Origin of the sequence: Acinetobacter sp. 251-1 (assembly GCF_030329305.1) — a bacterium.
Taxonomy (GTDB): Bacteria; Pseudomonadota; Gammaproteobacteria; order Pseudomonadales; family Moraxellaceae; genus Acinetobacter; species Acinetobacter piscicola_A.
The window spans coordinates 200,720-217,965 of record NZ_JACANS010000001.1 but is presented as its reverse complement, the minus strand read 5'-3'; the positions used below and the strand labels follow the sequence as shown (position 1 = coordinate 217,965).

Genomic DNA, 17,246 nt, shown 5'->3' with positions numbered 1-17,246 from the left:
GGGTGTGATGGGATCGAAAAGAGTAGCCTGCTACCAGTTGCGTATAACGTGAGTGTAGTACAAATCCAAAAGATCTCGATTCGGCTTAGGACGCTATAGACCAAAAGTTTATAGGCAATAGGGTTAGAACTTACCAAGTTTTAATAGTTGAAGTAAACCATACGATGTTTTCCCAATACCCTAAAAAATTTTAAACAATCAAATAAAAATAAATTTAAATCCAAAACCATAAAAGTTGTATGAGCATTCCAATTTTTCTAAAATTTTACCGATATTTTGACTTAAACATTAACGACAAATTTTGTCGTTTAGCTGATTTTTTCCGTTGAATTATTAAAATGAAAAATATACATTGATTGAGCAAATGAAATTTAAAATGAAAAAATAACATAAGGACTTTTTATGTTGCTGACGATTCAGCCAGACCAAATACAACAAATTATTCCTGATGCAAATTCAGAGAAAGCGGCTAAAAAATTGGCTAAAGTCAATGACTGGAATAATAAAGGTGCTTCTACAGATCAATGGGTTTGGGCAGAAATCAAAGGGAGTGCGATTTATCAAAGTGCTATTTTTTTACCCCAACTAAAATGTGAATGTAGTTGTCCAAGTTTTAAACGTCCTTGTAAACATGCGCTTGCTTTACTGATGGTGTATCAAGAACATCCCGCCGAGTTTCAAATTCAGGAAGATGAAACACAATTTCCTGAACGGGTCACAAAATGGCGTGACAAACTCACGCAAAGTACCGAGAAAAAAGCCGAAAAAGCCAATAAACCTGTTGATGAAGCAGCACGTGCTAAGCGTCAAGAATCACGTGATAAAAAAATTGATCAAGCCATTGATGCTTTGCAACTGTGGCTGAAAGATGTAGTCAATTTAGGCTTAGGTGAAGTGCGTTCACAAAATGGACGACAATTTTTTCATGAAATTACCAGTCGTTTGGTAGATGGTCAGGCTGCGGGAATCAATATTTGGATTGATGAATTTTCAAGTGCGTTGTATCAGCCAAATTGGCAACAGCACAGTGCTTTTTGGCTTGCGCGTTTATATCTGATTGCTGAACTATGGCAAAAAAGAGCACAACTTTCTCTAGATTTACAGCAAGAATTACGTCAGTTGATGGGCATTAACCTTGCCAATGATTTTTGGTCAAGCCAAAGTACAGAAGAGCTACAGTTAAGTGTACTTGCTTCTCGTACACAAGCATTACAACAGTCCAAAGGGAATTTTCGTCGTCAATGGTTATGGGACGAGAAAACATGTACAGATTATTTAATTTTAGATTTTGATATTGCACCGCATACACGTTATGGCTTAACCCTACCAAGTCAGCATCATTTTAAACTCAAAGCACAGCGTTATCCTGGGGTAGAACAACAACGTTTGAAACTTGCAGAGCAAGTCACACTCAACGATATTGACGCTATTAAAATTGAAAATAAACCGCCGCAAGGTTTTGTGTGTTTTGAAGATGCTTTAGCCAAACATGCAGAAAAGCTCAGTCATAATCCGATGCATCTGACCAGTTTTTGGTGGATGAATCCTGTGCGTTTAAGTCAAAAAGATGAGCGTTATTATTTGATTGATTCGACACATCATATGATGCCAATTGCACTCAGTACTGATCAATTTACTTCGTTATGGATGATGGTGAGTAATCAACCTTTTTATGCAGGTTTAGAGTGGAATGGTTTAGAACTGCAACTGATTAGTCTTTGGCAAGGAGCGCATTACCAATGTCTATAAGCTCACCTTTAGAACAATTTACCAAGCAACTTGAACTTAAACTCACCCTTGGGCAGCATTATCAACAACCGATTCATGTACCTGAGCCCATTTCTGAGTTTGTCAGTGATGAACAGGATGTATTGGATTTAAATCTGCAATGGACACTTTTTCAAGTGTCTGCACAACAAGCTTATCCTTGTTCAGCGCAACAACTTGCTCGCTTAGCTGACGATGAAACGCCATTTACACCTAGTAAACGGGGTATGAATAGCCTAATTAAAAGTATTGTTCAACTTAATCAATATAATTTTCAGTATGATAAGCCTGTTTGGATGAATTATCTCTTGCATCTCATTCGTTTGCAGAAACAGGCGATTGCGCCACATTTGGTTTTAGATGTACTGAATGTTGCCAATAATGATGTGCTATTAGCGGCAACATTGCCTGAACGAAGCTATAAATTGCAGGATTTGCGTCAGGATAATCGTTTAAAAGTGGCTAAAATTTTACATCAGACATTGATTTTGCAACAACCCATTGATGAAGAAGATGCAAAATTTGCCAGTTTAAGTAAAGGTCCTGCTGAGCGTTTACTTCAAAACCTTGCACTTGAACATGCCGATTTTATTCATCAAAATTTTGAAGCCTTATGGAAACGTATCGATAAAGAACAGCGTAAAGACTGGATTGAAAATACGCCATTTTCATTTTTTGCCCCGCATGTTGCATATTTAACTGCATTGCATCAAAAGAAACCTGAACAAGCTTTAGGGCAAGGTTTACACTATTTGTTTTTGCATGATTCTGAACATACTTATACGCAAAAAATGCTGCAATTACTGGAAAATGTCATTGAATTTGATGCTAAAAATCGCTGTATGATCGTGCGAATGAGCATTGAATTGGATGAACAATTACAACAACTCAATATCATTGATTACACTGCAAATGGCAATGAACGTAAGGTCATTAAAGAGCTGGATATTGAAGAAAATTTAATAAAATTCTCACAATCGAGTAAAGCTGAAGACTATTTATATTTTATTTTAAAAGCGATGCCTTTGTCCTATTGGCAACAGATTTTCCCAACCTGGGAGAGTTTACTGAAGCTGAAATATAAAAATCAGCGAAATCACATTTTAGATGCATTTTGTTTTCGTTGTTTTCATGAGCAACGTGCCGATTTAGCAACGTGGCTCTATGAAAATGATCAAGAAGAACTCGAAAGCATCCGTTTTGCTTCCAATATGCAATATCTGTATCCGCTACTGAGCATCGAAAAACGTGATCATTTGATGGTGCAGCATTTACGCCAAGCCCGTAAACGTCATGAACCTGATTTTTTATTGGATGTTTGGAAACGCTTACCATTGCCTGCGTCAGAGATAGGTGTTTTATCCAAAGAACTGACTGAGCGTTTATTGGCGGAAATCTATCTACAGGAAGAGCAGGAATATGCCTATTTATTGCATCCATTGTATGAATGGCTTGTGGTCTATGGCTATCCAACTGAAATTAGCCCATTAAAAGATTTAGATTCTAGTCGTTTTGATATTTTAAATAGCATTGCCAAACAAAAAGTGGCGATCCTCAATAAACAATAAACCTCACTTTCATTTTAGATAAAAAAGGATACTGACATGAGTCAAGTTTTACGCGCCAAAGCAGAACAACAATATGCCCATGAACTCACAGCCTTAAAAGAACACGATAAAAAACAACGTCCTGCACAATGGGAGTTATCACCAAATGCTGTCGTCGATTATTTAATGGGGACGACGCTACCTGATGGGACTGAAATTTCAGCAAAATATATTGGTAATCGTCGTTTGATGGAAATTGCGGTTGCAACTTTAGCCACTGACCGTGCTTTATTGTTACTTGGTGTACCAGGAACAGCAAAATCTTGGGTCTCTGAGCATTTAGCTGCAGCCATTAGTGGTAACAGTACTTTGCTCATTCAAGGGACAGCAGGCACCAGTGAAGATACTTTACGTTATAGCTGGAACTATGCACAGTTACTTGCCAAAGGTCCTACAGAAGACGCCTTGGTACAAAGCCCAATGTTACGTGCGATGCGTACAGGAAAAATTGCTCGTATTGAAGAGTTGACCCGTATTCCTGCTGATGTACAGGATACTTTGATTACATTGTTATCTGAAAAAAATCTACCTGTACCTGAGTTAGGCATTGAATATCAAGCGGTACAAGGTTTTAGTGTGATTGCGACTGCCAACAACCGTGATAAAGGCGTCAATGAACTTTCATCGGCACTTAAACGTCGTTTTAATACCGTGATTTTACCACCACCTGCCACTATTGCTGAAGAAATTGAAATTGTGCAACAACGTGTTGCCTCGCTTGGTCGTAGCTTATCTTTACCTGAAATTCAACCACTCGATCAACACATTAAAACCCTTGTGACCATTTTCCGTGAATTACGTGAAGGTAAAACAGTAGATGGTAAGCAAAAACTGAAAAGCACTACAGGGACATTATCCACAGCCGAAGCGATTTCAGTGATGAGCCATAGTTGGGCAATGTCAGGGCATTTTGGTGATGGCAGTTTAAATGCCCATGATTTAGTTGCAGGTTTACAAGGTGCGATTGTCAAAGACCCTGTGCAAGATGTGGTGCCTTGGAAAGAATATGTCGAAACCGTCATTAAACAACGTGAAGGTTGGAATGAGATTTACCAAGCTTGCCGAGATTTAGAATAATTACAGTCAAAGGATTTGCCCATGCATTATATTTTAGGGGTACGTCATCATGGTCCTGGCTCTGCTCGAAGTGTTTTAAATGCACTAGAGCAGTTGCAACCTGACTGTATTCTCATTGAAGGACCACCTGATGCGAATGATCGTATTGCACAGCTCAGCCATGCTGAAATTGAGCCACCGATTGCATTACTCATCAACACGCCTGTACAAAAAGATGAACGACCACGTGCGATATTTTATCCTTTTGCAGAATTTTCACCCGAATGGCAAGCATTACAATTTGCTTTAAAACATCAAATCCATACTGAATTTATGGATTTAGCCTGTCAGCATCGTTTTGCACTGGAAAAACAGGCTGAAGAGGTACGACAAGCGCTTGAAGCTGAGCAACAGACAGATTCAGAAGAAGAAAAATCTGAAGATGAGCATGTTGATGAAACGCTTGCTGATGCTGCTTCTGATGAATCAGCTGCTAACAATGAAAGCATTGATGAAGATGAAGAAGATGCGTTTGAAATCTCAGATGAAGAACGCAAATTTTTGCAATATCGTCATGATCCCATCGCACTTTTAGCCCATCAAGCAGGTTATCAGGACAGCGAACGTTTTTGGGAACACTTGGTTGAACAGCAACCCCATGCGGGTGATATGTTTCAGTCGATCAATGAAGCAATGGCTGAAATTCGCGATTATTTAAACAGTTTAAATCCGAATACTGAACTTGATGATGATCAGTTGATAGAACAATACCGCGAAGCGTCTATGCGAAAAATCATTCGCCAAGCACAGAAGCAGGGCTTTGAACGTATCGTGGTGATTTGTGGTGCATGGCATGCACCTGTTTTAGTGGATTTAAAAACAAGCTTAAAAGATGATAATCAACTGTTAAAAGGTTTGCCAAAAACCAAGATTGAATCCGCTTGGATTGCATGGACACATGGACGTTTACATCGTGATAGTGGTTATGGTGCAGGTATTCAAGCGGTGGGTTGGTATGCACATTTATGGAAGCATTATCAGCAAGCTCTTGCAGGCAAAGTCGATGCTGAAAAAATTAGTATTGATTGGCTCAGTCAGTTTGCCAATGCTTTGCGTGAGGCAGGACATGATGCCTCAAGTGCGCAAATTATTGATGCAACGCAACTAATTCAGTCTTTATTACAATTGCGTGAGCGCCGTATTCCTGATCTTGATGATTTAACAGAAGCGATTCGCAGTGTGCTGCATCATGGTTATGATTTGCCTGAGCCGATCATGAATCAGATGCTATTGGCAGAAAAACTGGGGCATTTACCTGAAGATTATTCAGAATTACCAATACAACAAGACTTTTTAAAACAATGTAAGTCGTTGCGTTTAAAGCTTGAAGCGGTACATCGTGGGGTTGAACTGGACTTGCGTCAGCCTTTTGATTTAAGTAAAAGTCAGTTTTTTCATCGGGTAAATTTGCTGGGTTTGGCATGGGCAGAATTACAAAATTACTCATCAGGTCGAGGAAATTATAAAGAAAACTGGCAATTGTCATGGCAACCTGAAAGCAGTTTATACCTCAATGAAATGTCACTTTGGGGCTATACCATTGCTGATGCAGCCGCAAGTTATATTCAAGATAAAATTGAGCATAGTGATGATCTATCAACTGTTGCTAAATATATTGAGCAAATATTGCTGGCAGGTTTAGACCGTAGTTTGCCTGTGGCTTTACAGCGTTTACAATCTTTATCAACCTTGCACCAAGATCCTGATGTATTGCTTGCGACTTTAACACCTTTGGTCACAGCTTTGCGTTATGGTAGCGTCCGTCAATTTTCTGAGCATGAATTATTTCAAATTATTCAACAGCTCAGCATACGTTTAATGTTGTCATTACCACAGTATTGTCAGTCCATTAATGATGATATGGCAAAACAAACTGCACAGCAGTTAAATAGCCTTTATTTGTTGTTACAGCGTTTAGACAATGCAACGCTCAATCAATATTGGCAAGACTTAATACTCAAATTATTGCAACAAACCTATATGAATGGTTATTTGCATGGCTCTGTTACCAAGTTAGCAAAACAGCAGCAATTGCTTGATTTAGATGAAATAGAACATTATTTATCACAAGCTTTATCGGTTGGGCAAACCGTTGATTATAGTGCAGGTTGGTTCGAAGGCTTTATCAGTGATCAAGCGTTATTATTGTTACATGAAGATAATTTATGGAACTTGGTGAATGCATGGCTAGGCGATTTACCCGAAGAACAATTTATCAATATTCTGCCTATTTTACGTCGTTCAACCAGTGATTTTAGTCCAAGTGAATCTGCGAAAATTGCAGAAAAAGCAGCATCAGGGGTGACAGTACATATTGCGCAACTGCCTCATCAATTTAATCTTGAGCGTGGTTATAACACTTTATTGAATTTAAGAAATTTACTTCATCCTCAACTTGCATGTGTAGATGGCGCTGAAAAAGCTGATTTAAAAGAGGGTTCTGATGTCACAAATTAATCAAAATACCCAAGAACAAGAACGACGTTGGCGCTTAATTTTAGGTCAACGTCCTGAGCAGTCATCACCTGAGTATTGGTCGAGTGATGATGAAAATATGTTCCAGTGTTTAGATGTGTTATATAACACGCAACAGCAACAACGTGGTGGTTTAGGGCGTTCTAGTCCACGTATTGCCAAATGGCTGGGCGATATTCGTCAGTATTTCCCAAGTTCTGTGGTGCAAATCATTCAAAAAGATGCGCTTGAACGTTTGAACTTGCAACAAATGTTGCTAGAGCCTGAATTATTAGAAAATATCGAAGTTGATATTCATTTGGTTTCGACTTTGATTGGCTTAAATCACTTGATGCCTGATCAAACCAAAGAAACTGCCCGTATTGTGGTACGTAAATTAGTTGAGGAAATTGAGCGACGTTTAAAACAAAGTTTAGAGCAAGCCATTCAAGGTTCAGTCAACCGTTCAGCCCATACGCGCCGTCCAAAACGTATTCAAGATATTAATTGGCACCGCACCATTCAAGCCAACTTAAAACATTGGCAAGAAGAATACAAAACTATTATTCCTGAACAACTGCATGGACATCCACGCCAGCGCAGTTCCTTAAAAGATATTGTACTGTGTGTGGATCAGAGCGGTTCGATGGCACCCTCGGTGGTGTATTCGAGTATTTTTGCTGCGGTGATGGCAAGTATTCGGGCTGTGACCACACAAATGGTGGTGTTTGATACGCAAATTGTTGATTTAACGCCATTGCTTGAAGACCCTGTAGATGTGTTATTTGGAACGCAACTCGGTGGTGGTACGGACATTGCTAAAGCGATTAAATATTGTCGTAGTAAAATCACCCGCCCTGAAGAAACAATTTTTGTGTTGGTCACAGATTTATGTGAAGGGGGCAGTGAGCAACAGCTCTTTAAACAAGTGGCTGAGATGCTCAATAGTGGTGTACAAATTATTACTTTATTGGCACTGTCAGATGAGGGCACACCTTATTATGACCGTGAAAATGCACAAAAGTTTGCGGCATTAGGCATTCCCACTTTTGCGTGTACCCCCGATCAATTTCCTGAATTGATGGCAAAAGCCATTGAAAAGCAGGATATTAATGCTTGGTATGCAGCACAGTAACAAAAATAGGTATATCAAGGCAGTATAATCTGTCTTGATATAATAAATGAGACGATGCAGCATTATTTGCTTGCAATTAAAAGCTGCATCTTTTGAGCTTGTTGTTGTGTGGTTAGGGGAGGAAGTAGGGATGGATTACTTGGATAAGCCATTCCATTATAAGCTAATTGCACTGCACCTTGATTGCGAGATTGCACCACTAAATTTTTCCAACCATGACTTTGTTGTTGACTGACATAAATAGGTGGGTTTATAACCGTGGTTTTATTGATTAATTTAAATTTCTGATTAGGTAAACCTTGATAAATCAATAAGGTACATCCACCAGAGCCGCACCAGTCTAAACCTTGTAGTAATACTAGAGCATCAGGTTGACCATCTTGATTTAAATCATGAAAAGCTGATAAATATTGGGTTTGGTCTTGAGTGTATTGATATACGCTTTGTTGTAAGGCGTGCTGTGTGGAAGGATTAGTTTGTTTAGGTGTTTGCTCTATTACTGTAGTACATCCTGCGAAGCATAAAATACATCCTAAATGTAGAAATTTCATATTTATTTAACCCTTTGAATCCCAATACTGAGTCATTGTATTGTACAAAGATTTATCAATCATGCATGATTTTATGTACTCCTAGCATAGTCATAATGACAGTTTGAAAATAGGGTTGAGGCGTTGGATAAGGTAAAAATTAAATTTAAAATTTTGCTTTTTATGATAATAGCAATGAAATATAGCTTAAATTTGCTCAATAATACGGGAGTTTTTAGTCTGAAATATCATGAATTAAGGTGAGGTAAAATAAATCAGAGTATAAAATTGAGTCTCTGAATGAGTATATTAATTTTTACTGGCGATTTAGTACTGTAAAACTTAAAATCTTCACAATTTTTTTGATTTTTTTGACATGCCTTTAGATCAAACCTTTGTATATATGCCTCCCCAAGACCCCCTTGCTATCCTCTATGAAGATGCAGACTTGGTCGTCATTGATAAGCCTGCAGAATTATTGTCCGTTCCGGGGCGTTTACCTGAACATCATGATAGTGCTTATTTTCGTGTCTTAGAGCAATTTCCCAATGCTAAAATCACCCACCGTTTAGATATGGCAACCTCTGGAATTTTAATGTTTGCGAAACATAGAGATGCGGAAGTCGCGATCAGTAAAATGTTTCAGGCGCGTACTGTGAAGAAAAATTATATTGCTTTGGTGCAGGGAAAATTAGACGGTGAGGGCAGTGTAGATGTTCCACTCATCACAGATTGGGAAAATCGTCCTCGTCAAATGGTGCATTTTGAGCTAGGTAAATCAGCCCAAACACTGTATCAAGCTTTAAATTATGATGAGCAGCAAGATATTACACGGGTTTTACTCACACCCATTACAGGACGTTCACATCAATTAAGAGTGCATATGATGCATATTGGACATCCGATTACAGGCGATAAAATTTATCATCCTGATCCAAAGCAAAGCCCTTTAAAACGTATGGCTTTACATGCAAGTTATTTAGAGTTTATACAACCTTTAAATGGTGAAAAAGTTATCATTCAGGGAGATGTACCTTTTTAAGATTCATTAGAATTTTCATTATTTTTTATAAATCTCACTCTTTATAACATTGGAAAATAATAAAATGATACAGCCTGCAATTGCTCAAATAATTTTAATTGTATTGTTAGTTTTATCATGGGGTGGAATCATTTTTTGGTTGATTTATATCACCATTAAAGGTTTGTCACCCTATGAAGTTACAAAGGAAAATCGAAGATTTATGTTGTATATTTTGCTGATGATGGGTGCGATTGTCATGATTTATGATTTTACTCCCGCTGATGCTCAAGATTTAGAAAAGATAAATCAGTATTTAGAGCAGGCAAAACGAGAGAATAACCAAGATTTATTATTCACGATTCAAAATATCAAAATGCAACCACAAATCAGTATTAAAGATCGAAAATATATAGAAAAATTAATTGAAAAAGGGATCTAATCTAAAGGGTCAAGGCTGTTCGTGGCAGGAGTTGAATGTGGGAAATCAATTTTAAATTTATTTGCTCATTTCATATTCAGTAAAACTTTAATCGCCAAATTGCAATAAAACTCAGTTAATCTAAATCTAGAAAAATGGCAAACAGAACAAGGACACCAAAATGACACGCGATTTTGAACAATTCCCTGATGATGATAACGGCAATTTATTGTGGCAAATGCAAGAAGATGGTGATGATTTAGATGAAGTACATGAAATTGAATTTTCAATGTATTTTAAAACCCAAGCACTTGCTGAAAAATGTGCATTACATTTATTACTAGAAGAACAAAAAGTCTCAATGTATCTTGATGAAGAAATTGAGCCCAATGAATGGGTAATTACTGTTTTTGTCAATTTACTTCCTGAATATACCGATATTGTTGATCTTGAAGAATGGTTCAATAAAATTGCGACAGAATTTAATGGTGAATATGATGGTTGGGGATGTACTACTTATGTCTTTGATGATGCATTTGATGAAGATGACTTTACTGAAGAAGAATTAGGTGAATTAAAATAAATTTCAGTGACATATCCAATAAAAAGCATACCAACAGTATGCTTTTTTTTATTGAACGAGTAGAATTTTTAAGTTTGCATATACTAAAGAAATACAGATCTGACCGTACTTAGCAGTACACTCAATCAACAAGAATAACAGCAAGGAATGCCAAAGATGGGAAATACGATTCAGTTACATCGGATTTTTAGTGCACCACCTGAACGAGTATACAAAGCTTTTTTAGACCCAAGTGCCTTAGTAAAGTGGATGGCACCACATGGATTTACTGCACATGTACAGCATTTAGACGCACGTGTTGGTGGAACATATAAAATGTCTTTTACCAACTTTTCGACAGATACTTGTCATGCGTTTGGTGGGACTTATCAAGAACTGATTCCAAATCAACGCATCCGTTATATCGACCAATTTGATGATCCAAATTTACAAGGTGAAATTGAAATGCTGATTGAAATCAAAGCGGTGATCGTGGGTACTGAAGTTACGATTACCCAATCAGGCATTCCTGATGTGATCCCTGTGGAAGCCTGCTATTTAGGATGGCAAGAATCTTTGCAGTTACTGTCTTTGTTGGTTAACCCAAGTATTTCTGATCAGTAAATGTCTATTTAGACAAAAGTGAAAATAAGATGAATATTCAAATAAAACGAATTTATGATCCTATCGAAAATACAGATGGTAAAAGAATATTGGTTGATCGACTTTGGCCAAGAGGAATGAAAAAGGAAGAAGCAAAACTTGATCTATGGGCGAAAGAACTGACGCCTTCAAATGAACTCAGAAAATGGTATCACGAAGATATGTCGCAGCGTTGGGAGCAATTTCAACAGCGTTATTTAATTGAATTAGCTCAGTTTCAGTCAAAAATTGATGAATGTCGTCAGTTGGCGCAACATGATACGATCACATTGCTAACGGCTGCAAAAAATCGAACCCATAATCATGTGGTGGTTCTGTGCGAGGTTTTACAAGGGGAGATACAGATTAAACCATAGTTTAAATATGGGATTTTAGGTTTTATATGATTTTTACGCTATAGTGGACATTATTTTTTCTTTATTTTGAGGTTGTTATGTCTTTACCCCATTGCCCAAAATGCAGTTCTGAGTACACTTATCAAGATGGTGATCTACTGATTTGTCCTGAATGCGCACACGAGTGGACACAAGGAGAGCAGGCCGTACAAGATGAACAGCATATGATTAAAGATGCCTTTGGCAATATTTTGAATGATGGGGATACAGTTACGGTTGTCAAAGATTTAAAAATTAAAGGTTCATCTGCTGTAGTTAAAGTCGGTACTAAAGTTAAAAATATTCGTTTATTGCCCGATGCGAGTGATGGTCATGATATTGACTGTAAAATTGAGGGTGTGGGGAGTATGAAACTCAAATCTGAATTTGTGAAAAAGGCATAAATATTCCATCATATTCTGATTAAAAAATCAGAATATGATTCAAGAGACAGCATATGAGAAAAGTATCTTATTTTTTGAGTTTTTCTGTAATGTTGTCTCTTGTTCTTTGGTTTGCTTCACCCTATTGGATGTTGTACCAAATCAATCAAGCGATACAACATAATCAAGCCGCGAAGATTTCTCAATACATTGATTATCCTCGTGTACAAGCAAGTTTAGAACCACAAATTCAACAAAAAATAATCAGTCGTTTAGGTTTGGAAAATAATCATACTTGGTTCGGGCGTTTTAGTGAGCGTGTGAGTGATCAACTTACAAGGCAAGTCGTACAGACACTTGTAACCCCCGAAAGCATTATGGTTTTAATGAAGGGCAAGGCACTCAAAGAAGTGATTCAACTCAAAATACCTCATGTAACCGCCGTTATGATACAAGAAACCAAACCACTTAATCAGCAAGTCTCAAATCAGTGGTTATCTGAAAAAGATAAGCAGCATGTCATAACAATCCATCCAAATAAAGTTGAAGCACAGTATATTTCTTTAAATACTTTTCAAGTGATTGTGCCAACATTTTCGCAAGGTAAAACTCAATTTATTTTTCAACGCCATTATATAAAATGGCAATTAGTTGGAATTTATTTGATTTGATTCTATTTTTTATTAAGTATATTTAAATTATATCTTTAATTAATTTGCTGTTTTTACATAAAATAATTAAAAAAATAATCAAACTAATATTGTGGTTTACTTTTAAAAATGTAAAATTAATCACACTTATTGATATTTAGTGAGAATAATTATATGAAATATGAGGTGGATGGTGATCCTATTACTGCAAAAAACATTCTGACACAAATACAAAAATGGGACGATGCACTAAAAAATAATGATTTAGAAAAAATGACTCAGCACTATGCCGATGACATCAGTTTATTTGATGTGAGTTCACAGCTAAATGGGCTTGAGCAATACAAAACAGAATTAGAAAAAGTTAGTCCATATTTTACCTCGAGTATGGATATTCGTAGACGTGATATTAAAATTCATGTCTCAGGTGATTTTGCATTTTTATATTGTTATACCAAAGTGGAAAATCCACAATTGAGTTCAATATTACAAATGCCGTGGTGTCGTACAACATTATGTTTACAAAAGAAAGATGAACAATGGATTTTATTGCATCAACATATCTCTATCCCCGTTAATATACTGACGAAAAAAGCAATTGATTTGAAGGTTAAACCAAAATTGAAGTTAGTGGTATAACTTTAGTGTTTTAATATCATGCTGTTATAGATCAAGAGTGATAAATGAGCATATTGACATGGAATATGTCAGCTTTTGGATGGCATGATAAAAGAAGAAATATCGAAAAAAAAGCAAAATATAGAACAGAAAATTGGCATATTTCTCGCTAAAATAGTGCAAAATATTTAGAAAAATTGATCTATGTCAAATTCATTTTTTGCAAAGTATGAATGGTTAAAACCATTGTCTCCTCGTGATCCACATGAAAAACATCGGGTTGCCACTTCTTTAGAATTATTATTTGACCTGATTTTTGTGGTGGCCATTGCAACAGCAGGGCAGCAACTCCATCATGCCATTGTTGAAAATCATCTTGCACATGGAATATTACTGTATTGCATGGTGTTTTTTGCTTTGTGGTGGGCATGGATGAACTTTAGTTGGTTTGCGTCTGCCTATGACAATGATGATGCCTTATATCGCGTCATGACTTTTGTCCAAATCATTGGTTCTTTGGTGTTGGCAGCAGGTATTCCGAGTGCATTTCAACAGCAAGACTTTGATGTGATTATCATTGGTTATGCCATTATGCGCTTTGCTTTAGTGAGTCAATGGTTACGGGTTGCCATCAGTGATCCTGCACGAAAAACTACAGCTTTACGTTATGCATGTGGGATTGTTGTTGTGCAAATCGGATGGTTATTTTTTCACTTTAGCCCGATTCATTTTAGTGTTTATCTTTTTGCAATCTTGGTCATCGCTGAATTATGTGTGCCGATTTGGGCAGAATCTGCCAATATGACACCGTGGCATCCACATCATATTGCAGAGCGTTATTCGCTGCTGACGATTATTGTATTAGGCGAGTCGATTGTGGGAAGTTATGCTGCGATCAGTGACGCATTGGCACATCAACATGTCAGTACTGAGCTTATTTTCTTAATGATCGGCGGTTTGATCATGATGTTTACAATCTGGTGGGCATATTTTGATCATGAAATTGCGGATCGTCTAAATAGCCGTAAACGTGCATTTTCTTGGGGATATGGGCATTTCTTTATTTTTATTAGTATTGCGGCGCTGGGTGCAAGTCTAGCGGCTGCTGTAGATATCAGCACCCATCAAGCCGAAATTTCGGCACAATGGGGGGGATGGTTGGTGGCGATTCCTTTGGTTATGTATAGCGCAAGTTTATGGCTATTACACGAAGCACATCATTTACAGGGCATGAAAAAATGGCTCTATCCATTGACGACAATCATTGTGCTTAGTATTCCTTATGTGGTGCCAGAGATTGGTTATGCCGTTTTTATCATGGCAATCGTCTATGCATTACGTTTGATTTTTTCAAAATGTTATTTGGCGCGTTAAGGAAATAAAGCCATGGGTTTTCATGATTTTTACCGAATGAGTTCACATGCTGTCATTTGTAATGCACAGCAGCAAATTTTATTGTTGAAAGCCACCTATGCCGATCATGCATGGGGCTTACCTGGGGGTGGTCTCGATGTTGGTGAAACTATTCATGAGGCTTTAATACGAGAATGTCGTGAGGAAATTGGCTGTGAGATACAGATCGAGTATTTATCAGGTGTGTATTTTCATTCAGCCGTGAACTCCCATGCTTTTATTTTTAAATGTCAGTTAGATCGATGTGCCGAAATTCAACTCAGTGCTGAGCATTCAGCATACCGTTGGTTTACTTTGGATGAGCTTTCAGTTGTGCAAAAAGTGCGGATCGAAGATTGTTTAAATTTTAATGGAACGGTACACAGTCGGGCATTTTAACAAGTCTATCGTTCCACAAGATAACAATAGATGTGTTTAAGATAAGATTTAAATATAACTCAAATTTAAAAAATAGGATGCTGATATGACACCGCATTTACCTAAAAAAATAAGCTTAGGGATTTTGTTTGTATTCTTTAATGGTACAAGTTTTGCAGCCATACAAGGAATGAGTTTTGAACATAAAGATTGGGAATTAAGCTGTGATAATACAGGAACATGCCGCGCAGCAGGGTATCAGTCTGATGAGGATTTTGAGTCTCCTGTCAGTGTATTGTTGACTCGAAAAGCAGGTGAAAATATGCCTGTAGTTGCTGAAGTACAGTTTGGTGAAAATGAAGATAACCCAAATGTACATGCTCAATATGAGCTTAAAATAAATGGCAAATCTTATGGTTGGGTGAATAATAGCACTGAATCGAGTACGCTCAATCCCAGTCAAATTAAAGCCTTATTAGCCACGGCACAACGTGATGCAACGGTGATCTTTGAAGCAGGCAAGCAAAATTTTAGATTGTCAGGACAAGGCATGAGTGCTGTTTTATTGAAAATGGATGAGTTTCAAAAAAGGCTTGGAACATCTTCTGCATTGATTAGAAAAGGGCAAAATACAAATCAACATGTACTGCAAGCTGAAGCTAAGCCGATTGTGGTGGCACAAGACGTGATGCAAGGCAAAGAAACCCAACTTTTGCCAAAAAGCGAACAAGCATTAAAAATTATTCGCTTGTTGAAGCCGACCACCAACACAGATGATTGCCCGACTTTATTTGGTGAATCAGATTATTTTGAGTCAGATCGCGTGGTCATTACACCAATTACTTCGGAATTAAGCATCGTACATCATCCTTGTTGGTCAGGTGCATATAATTTTGGTACAGGCGTTTGGGTCATGAATAAAAAACTGACACAAGTCAAACAATTGGTCAGTACATCCATCAGTGATGAGTCAGACAATCAACTTTTTGAAAATCATAAAGGTCGTGGTATAGGTGATTGTTGGTCTCAGACTGAATGGACGTGGAATGGTCAGCGTTATGTACAAACCCTAGACTCAACGACAGGCATGTGCAAAGGTTTTGCAGGGGGTGCATGGAGTTTGCCGACGGTCATTGTAGAGGTGAAAGGTTTAAAACAGTAAGGGTGTGAATGTACCTCATCAATTTTGGGAAAGGTTAAGTTTTTCAACCACTTCATCAATTTTTTTCAAACGCTTGACTTCATCCCACAAGGCTTTGGCTTCAGGATAATGTTTTGACATCATGCCGAGCCATTGTTTATAACGCCCAACCATATTCATTTCTTTTTTATAGCTGCCATTTAAAAACCGAATCTGTAAACCAAGTAATTCGTTCCATGTAATCAAGGCTTCATCAGTATTTTTGCGAATACATTGGGTTAAGTCAGGTGTGGTCACTGCACCACGACCAATCATTAAATCTTCACAGCCTGATTCAAGTTGACACTGTTTTGCATCGGCATTGGTCCAAATTTCACCATTGGCAATGACATTGATGTTGAGTGATTCACGGATAGGGTGAAGAAGATCCCAAAAAGCAGGTGGGGTATAGCCATCAGCTTTGGTACGCGCATGTACCGTTACCCATGCTGCGCCTGCGTCTTCAATGGCATGCGCATTTTCCATAGTGAAGTTACGATCCATATAACCCAAACGCATTTTTGCTGAGACAGGAATATGTGTTGGTACAGCATCACGTACAGCTTTAACCAACTCATGCACCACTTCAGGTTCATCTAAGAGTACGGAACCACCTCGGTGACGATTTACCGTTTTTGCAGGACAGCCAAAGTTTAGATCAATCGCAGGCGCACCTAGTTCAACAGCTCGCACTGCATTGGCTGCAAGCATGTCAGGATTATTTCCCAAAAACTGTACATGGACAGGTGTACCTGCCGCTGTTTTACCGTCATTATTTAATTCAGGACAATAGCTGTGGTAAATATGATCAGGCAATACAGAGTCTGTTACTCGGATAAACTCAGTTACACACCAGTCAAAGCTGCCAACCGATGTCAAAACATCACGCATAATTGGGTCAGTTAAGCCTTCCATGGGTGCAAGAACGAGTTTCAATGAATTACCTAAATGCGAAATCTAAACAGGAGCGTTATACGGTTTTTTGAGATGATTGT

Annotated in this window: 18 protein-coding genes; 16 read left to right on the top strand and 2 right to left on the bottom strand. The window is 37.8% G+C overall.

From position 1 onward, the window contains the following. The first annotated feature begins 402 nt into the window (after positions 1-402). Genes HX129_RS01080 through HX129_RS01060 form a run of 5 tightly spaced genes read left to right on the top strand, consistent with a single transcriptional unit; the run spans position 403 to position 8,079 of the window. Positions 403-1,749, top strand: coding sequence for an SWIM zinc finger family protein (locus tag HX129_RS01080; protein WP_286433181.1), 1,347 nt, complete (start codon positions 403-405; stop codon positions 1,747-1,749). After that, a complete protein-coding gene (locus HX129_RS01075) occupies positions 1,740-3,335 on the top strand; it encodes a hypothetical protein (protein WP_286433180.1) in 1,596 nt (531 codons plus the stop codon). Before HX129_RS01080 ends, HX129_RS01075 begins: the two co-directional genes overlap by 10 nt. A gap of 36 nt (positions 3,336-3,371) precedes the next feature. Next, a complete protein-coding gene (locus HX129_RS01070) occupies positions 3,372-4,451 on the top strand; it encodes an ATP-binding protein (protein WP_130073995.1) in 1,080 nt (359 codons plus the stop codon). A 21-nt stretch (positions 4,452-4,472) separates the two neighbouring features. Next, positions 4,473-6,947 carry a DUF5682 family protein gene (locus HX129_RS01065; protein ID WP_180046071.1) on the top strand — a complete coding sequence of 825 codons (2,475 nt, stop codon included), beginning with the start codon at positions 4,473-4,475 and terminating at the stop codon, positions 6,945-6,947. After that, positions 6,934-8,079 (top strand): VWA domain-containing protein, encoded by a 1,146-nt coding sequence (locus HX129_RS01060; RefSeq protein WP_286433179.1) that lies wholly within the window; start codon positions 6,934-6,936, stop codon positions 8,077-8,079. The genes HX129_RS01065 and HX129_RS01060 overlap by 14 nt, the downstream gene beginning before the upstream one ends. A 62-nt stretch (positions 8,080-8,141) precedes the next feature. Here HX129_RS01060 and HX129_RS01055 read toward each other — a convergent pair whose 3' ends face one another. Then, positions 8,142-8,630, bottom strand: a complete 489-nt coding sequence (locus tag HX129_RS01055) for a COG3650 family protein (RefSeq protein ID WP_180046067.1) — start codon at positions 8,628-8,630, stop codon at positions 8,142-8,144. 355 nt (positions 8,631-8,985) lie between these two features. Between HX129_RS01055 and HX129_RS01050 the strand changes: the two genes are divergently transcribed. The 11 genes from HX129_RS01050 (at position 8,986) to HX129_RS01000 (ending at position 16,233) form a co-directional block, all read left to right on the top strand. Beyond that, on the top strand, positions 8,986-9,651 hold the full coding sequence (locus HX129_RS01050) for an RluA family pseudouridine synthase (RefSeq protein ID WP_174493212.1): 666 nt from the start codon (positions 8,986-8,988) through the stop codon (positions 9,649-9,651). Between the two features lie 64 nt (positions 9,652-9,715). After that, a complete protein-coding gene (locus tag HX129_RS01045; protein WP_174493211.1) occupies positions 9,716-10,072 on the top strand; it encodes a hypothetical protein in 357 nt (118 codons plus the stop codon). A 160-nt stretch (positions 10,073-10,232) separates the two neighbouring features. After that, entirely contained in the window at positions 10,233-10,634 is a 402-nt protein-coding gene (locus HX129_RS01040; protein WP_174493210.1) for a ribonuclease E inhibitor RraB, read from the top strand. Between the two features lie 156 nt (positions 10,635-10,790). Further along, positions 10,791-11,237 (top strand): SRPBCC family protein, encoded by a 447-nt coding sequence (locus HX129_RS01035; RefSeq protein WP_130073988.1) that lies wholly within the window; start codon positions 10,791-10,793, stop codon positions 11,235-11,237. Positions 11,238-11,266: 29 nt separating this feature from the next. After that, a complete protein-coding gene (locus HX129_RS01030; protein ID WP_130073987.1) occupies positions 11,267-11,632 on the top strand; it encodes a DUF488 domain-containing protein in 366 nt (121 codons plus the stop codon). Positions 11,633-11,709: 77 nt separating this feature from the next. Continuing rightward, entirely contained in the window at positions 11,710-12,054 is a 345-nt protein-coding gene (locus tag HX129_RS01025; protein ID WP_286433178.1) for a zinc ribbon domain-containing protein YjdM, read from the top strand. Positions 12,055-12,107: 53 nt separating this feature from the next. Next, entirely contained in the window at positions 12,108-12,704 is a 597-nt protein-coding gene (locus HX129_RS01020; protein ID WP_286433177.1) for a DUF2939 domain-containing protein, read from the top strand. 153 nt (positions 12,705-12,857) lie between these two features. Continuing rightward, the gene (locus tag HX129_RS01015; protein ID WP_174493207.1) at positions 12,858-13,322 is read left to right on the top strand and encodes a YybH family protein; all 465 of its coding nucleotides are present in this window, start codon (positions 12,858-12,860) and stop codon (positions 13,320-13,322) included. A 183-nt stretch (positions 13,323-13,505) separates the two neighbouring features. Further along, positions 13,506-14,675, top strand: a complete 1,170-nt coding sequence (locus HX129_RS01010) for a low temperature requirement protein A (protein WP_130073983.1) — start codon at positions 13,506-13,508, stop codon at positions 14,673-14,675. A 12-nt stretch (positions 14,676-14,687) separates the two neighbouring features. Next, positions 14,688-15,092 (top strand): NUDIX hydrolase, encoded by a 405-nt coding sequence (locus tag HX129_RS01005; protein WP_286433176.1) that lies wholly within the window; start codon positions 14,688-14,690, stop codon positions 15,090-15,092. Between the two features lie 85 nt (positions 15,093-15,177). After that, on the top strand, positions 15,178-16,233 hold the full coding sequence (locus HX129_RS01000; protein ID WP_174493206.1) for a DUF1176 domain-containing protein: 1,056 nt from the start codon (positions 15,178-15,180) through the stop codon (positions 16,231-16,233). 18 nt (positions 16,234-16,251) lie between these two features. On the opposite strand, the gene HX129_RS00995 is transcribed toward HX129_RS01000, so the two are convergent. Continuing rightward, a complete protein-coding gene (locus HX129_RS00995) occupies positions 16,252-17,187 on the bottom strand; it encodes a tRNA dihydrouridine synthase (protein WP_286433175.1) in 936 nt (311 codons plus the stop codon). Positions 17,188-17,246: the final 59 nt, after the last annotated feature.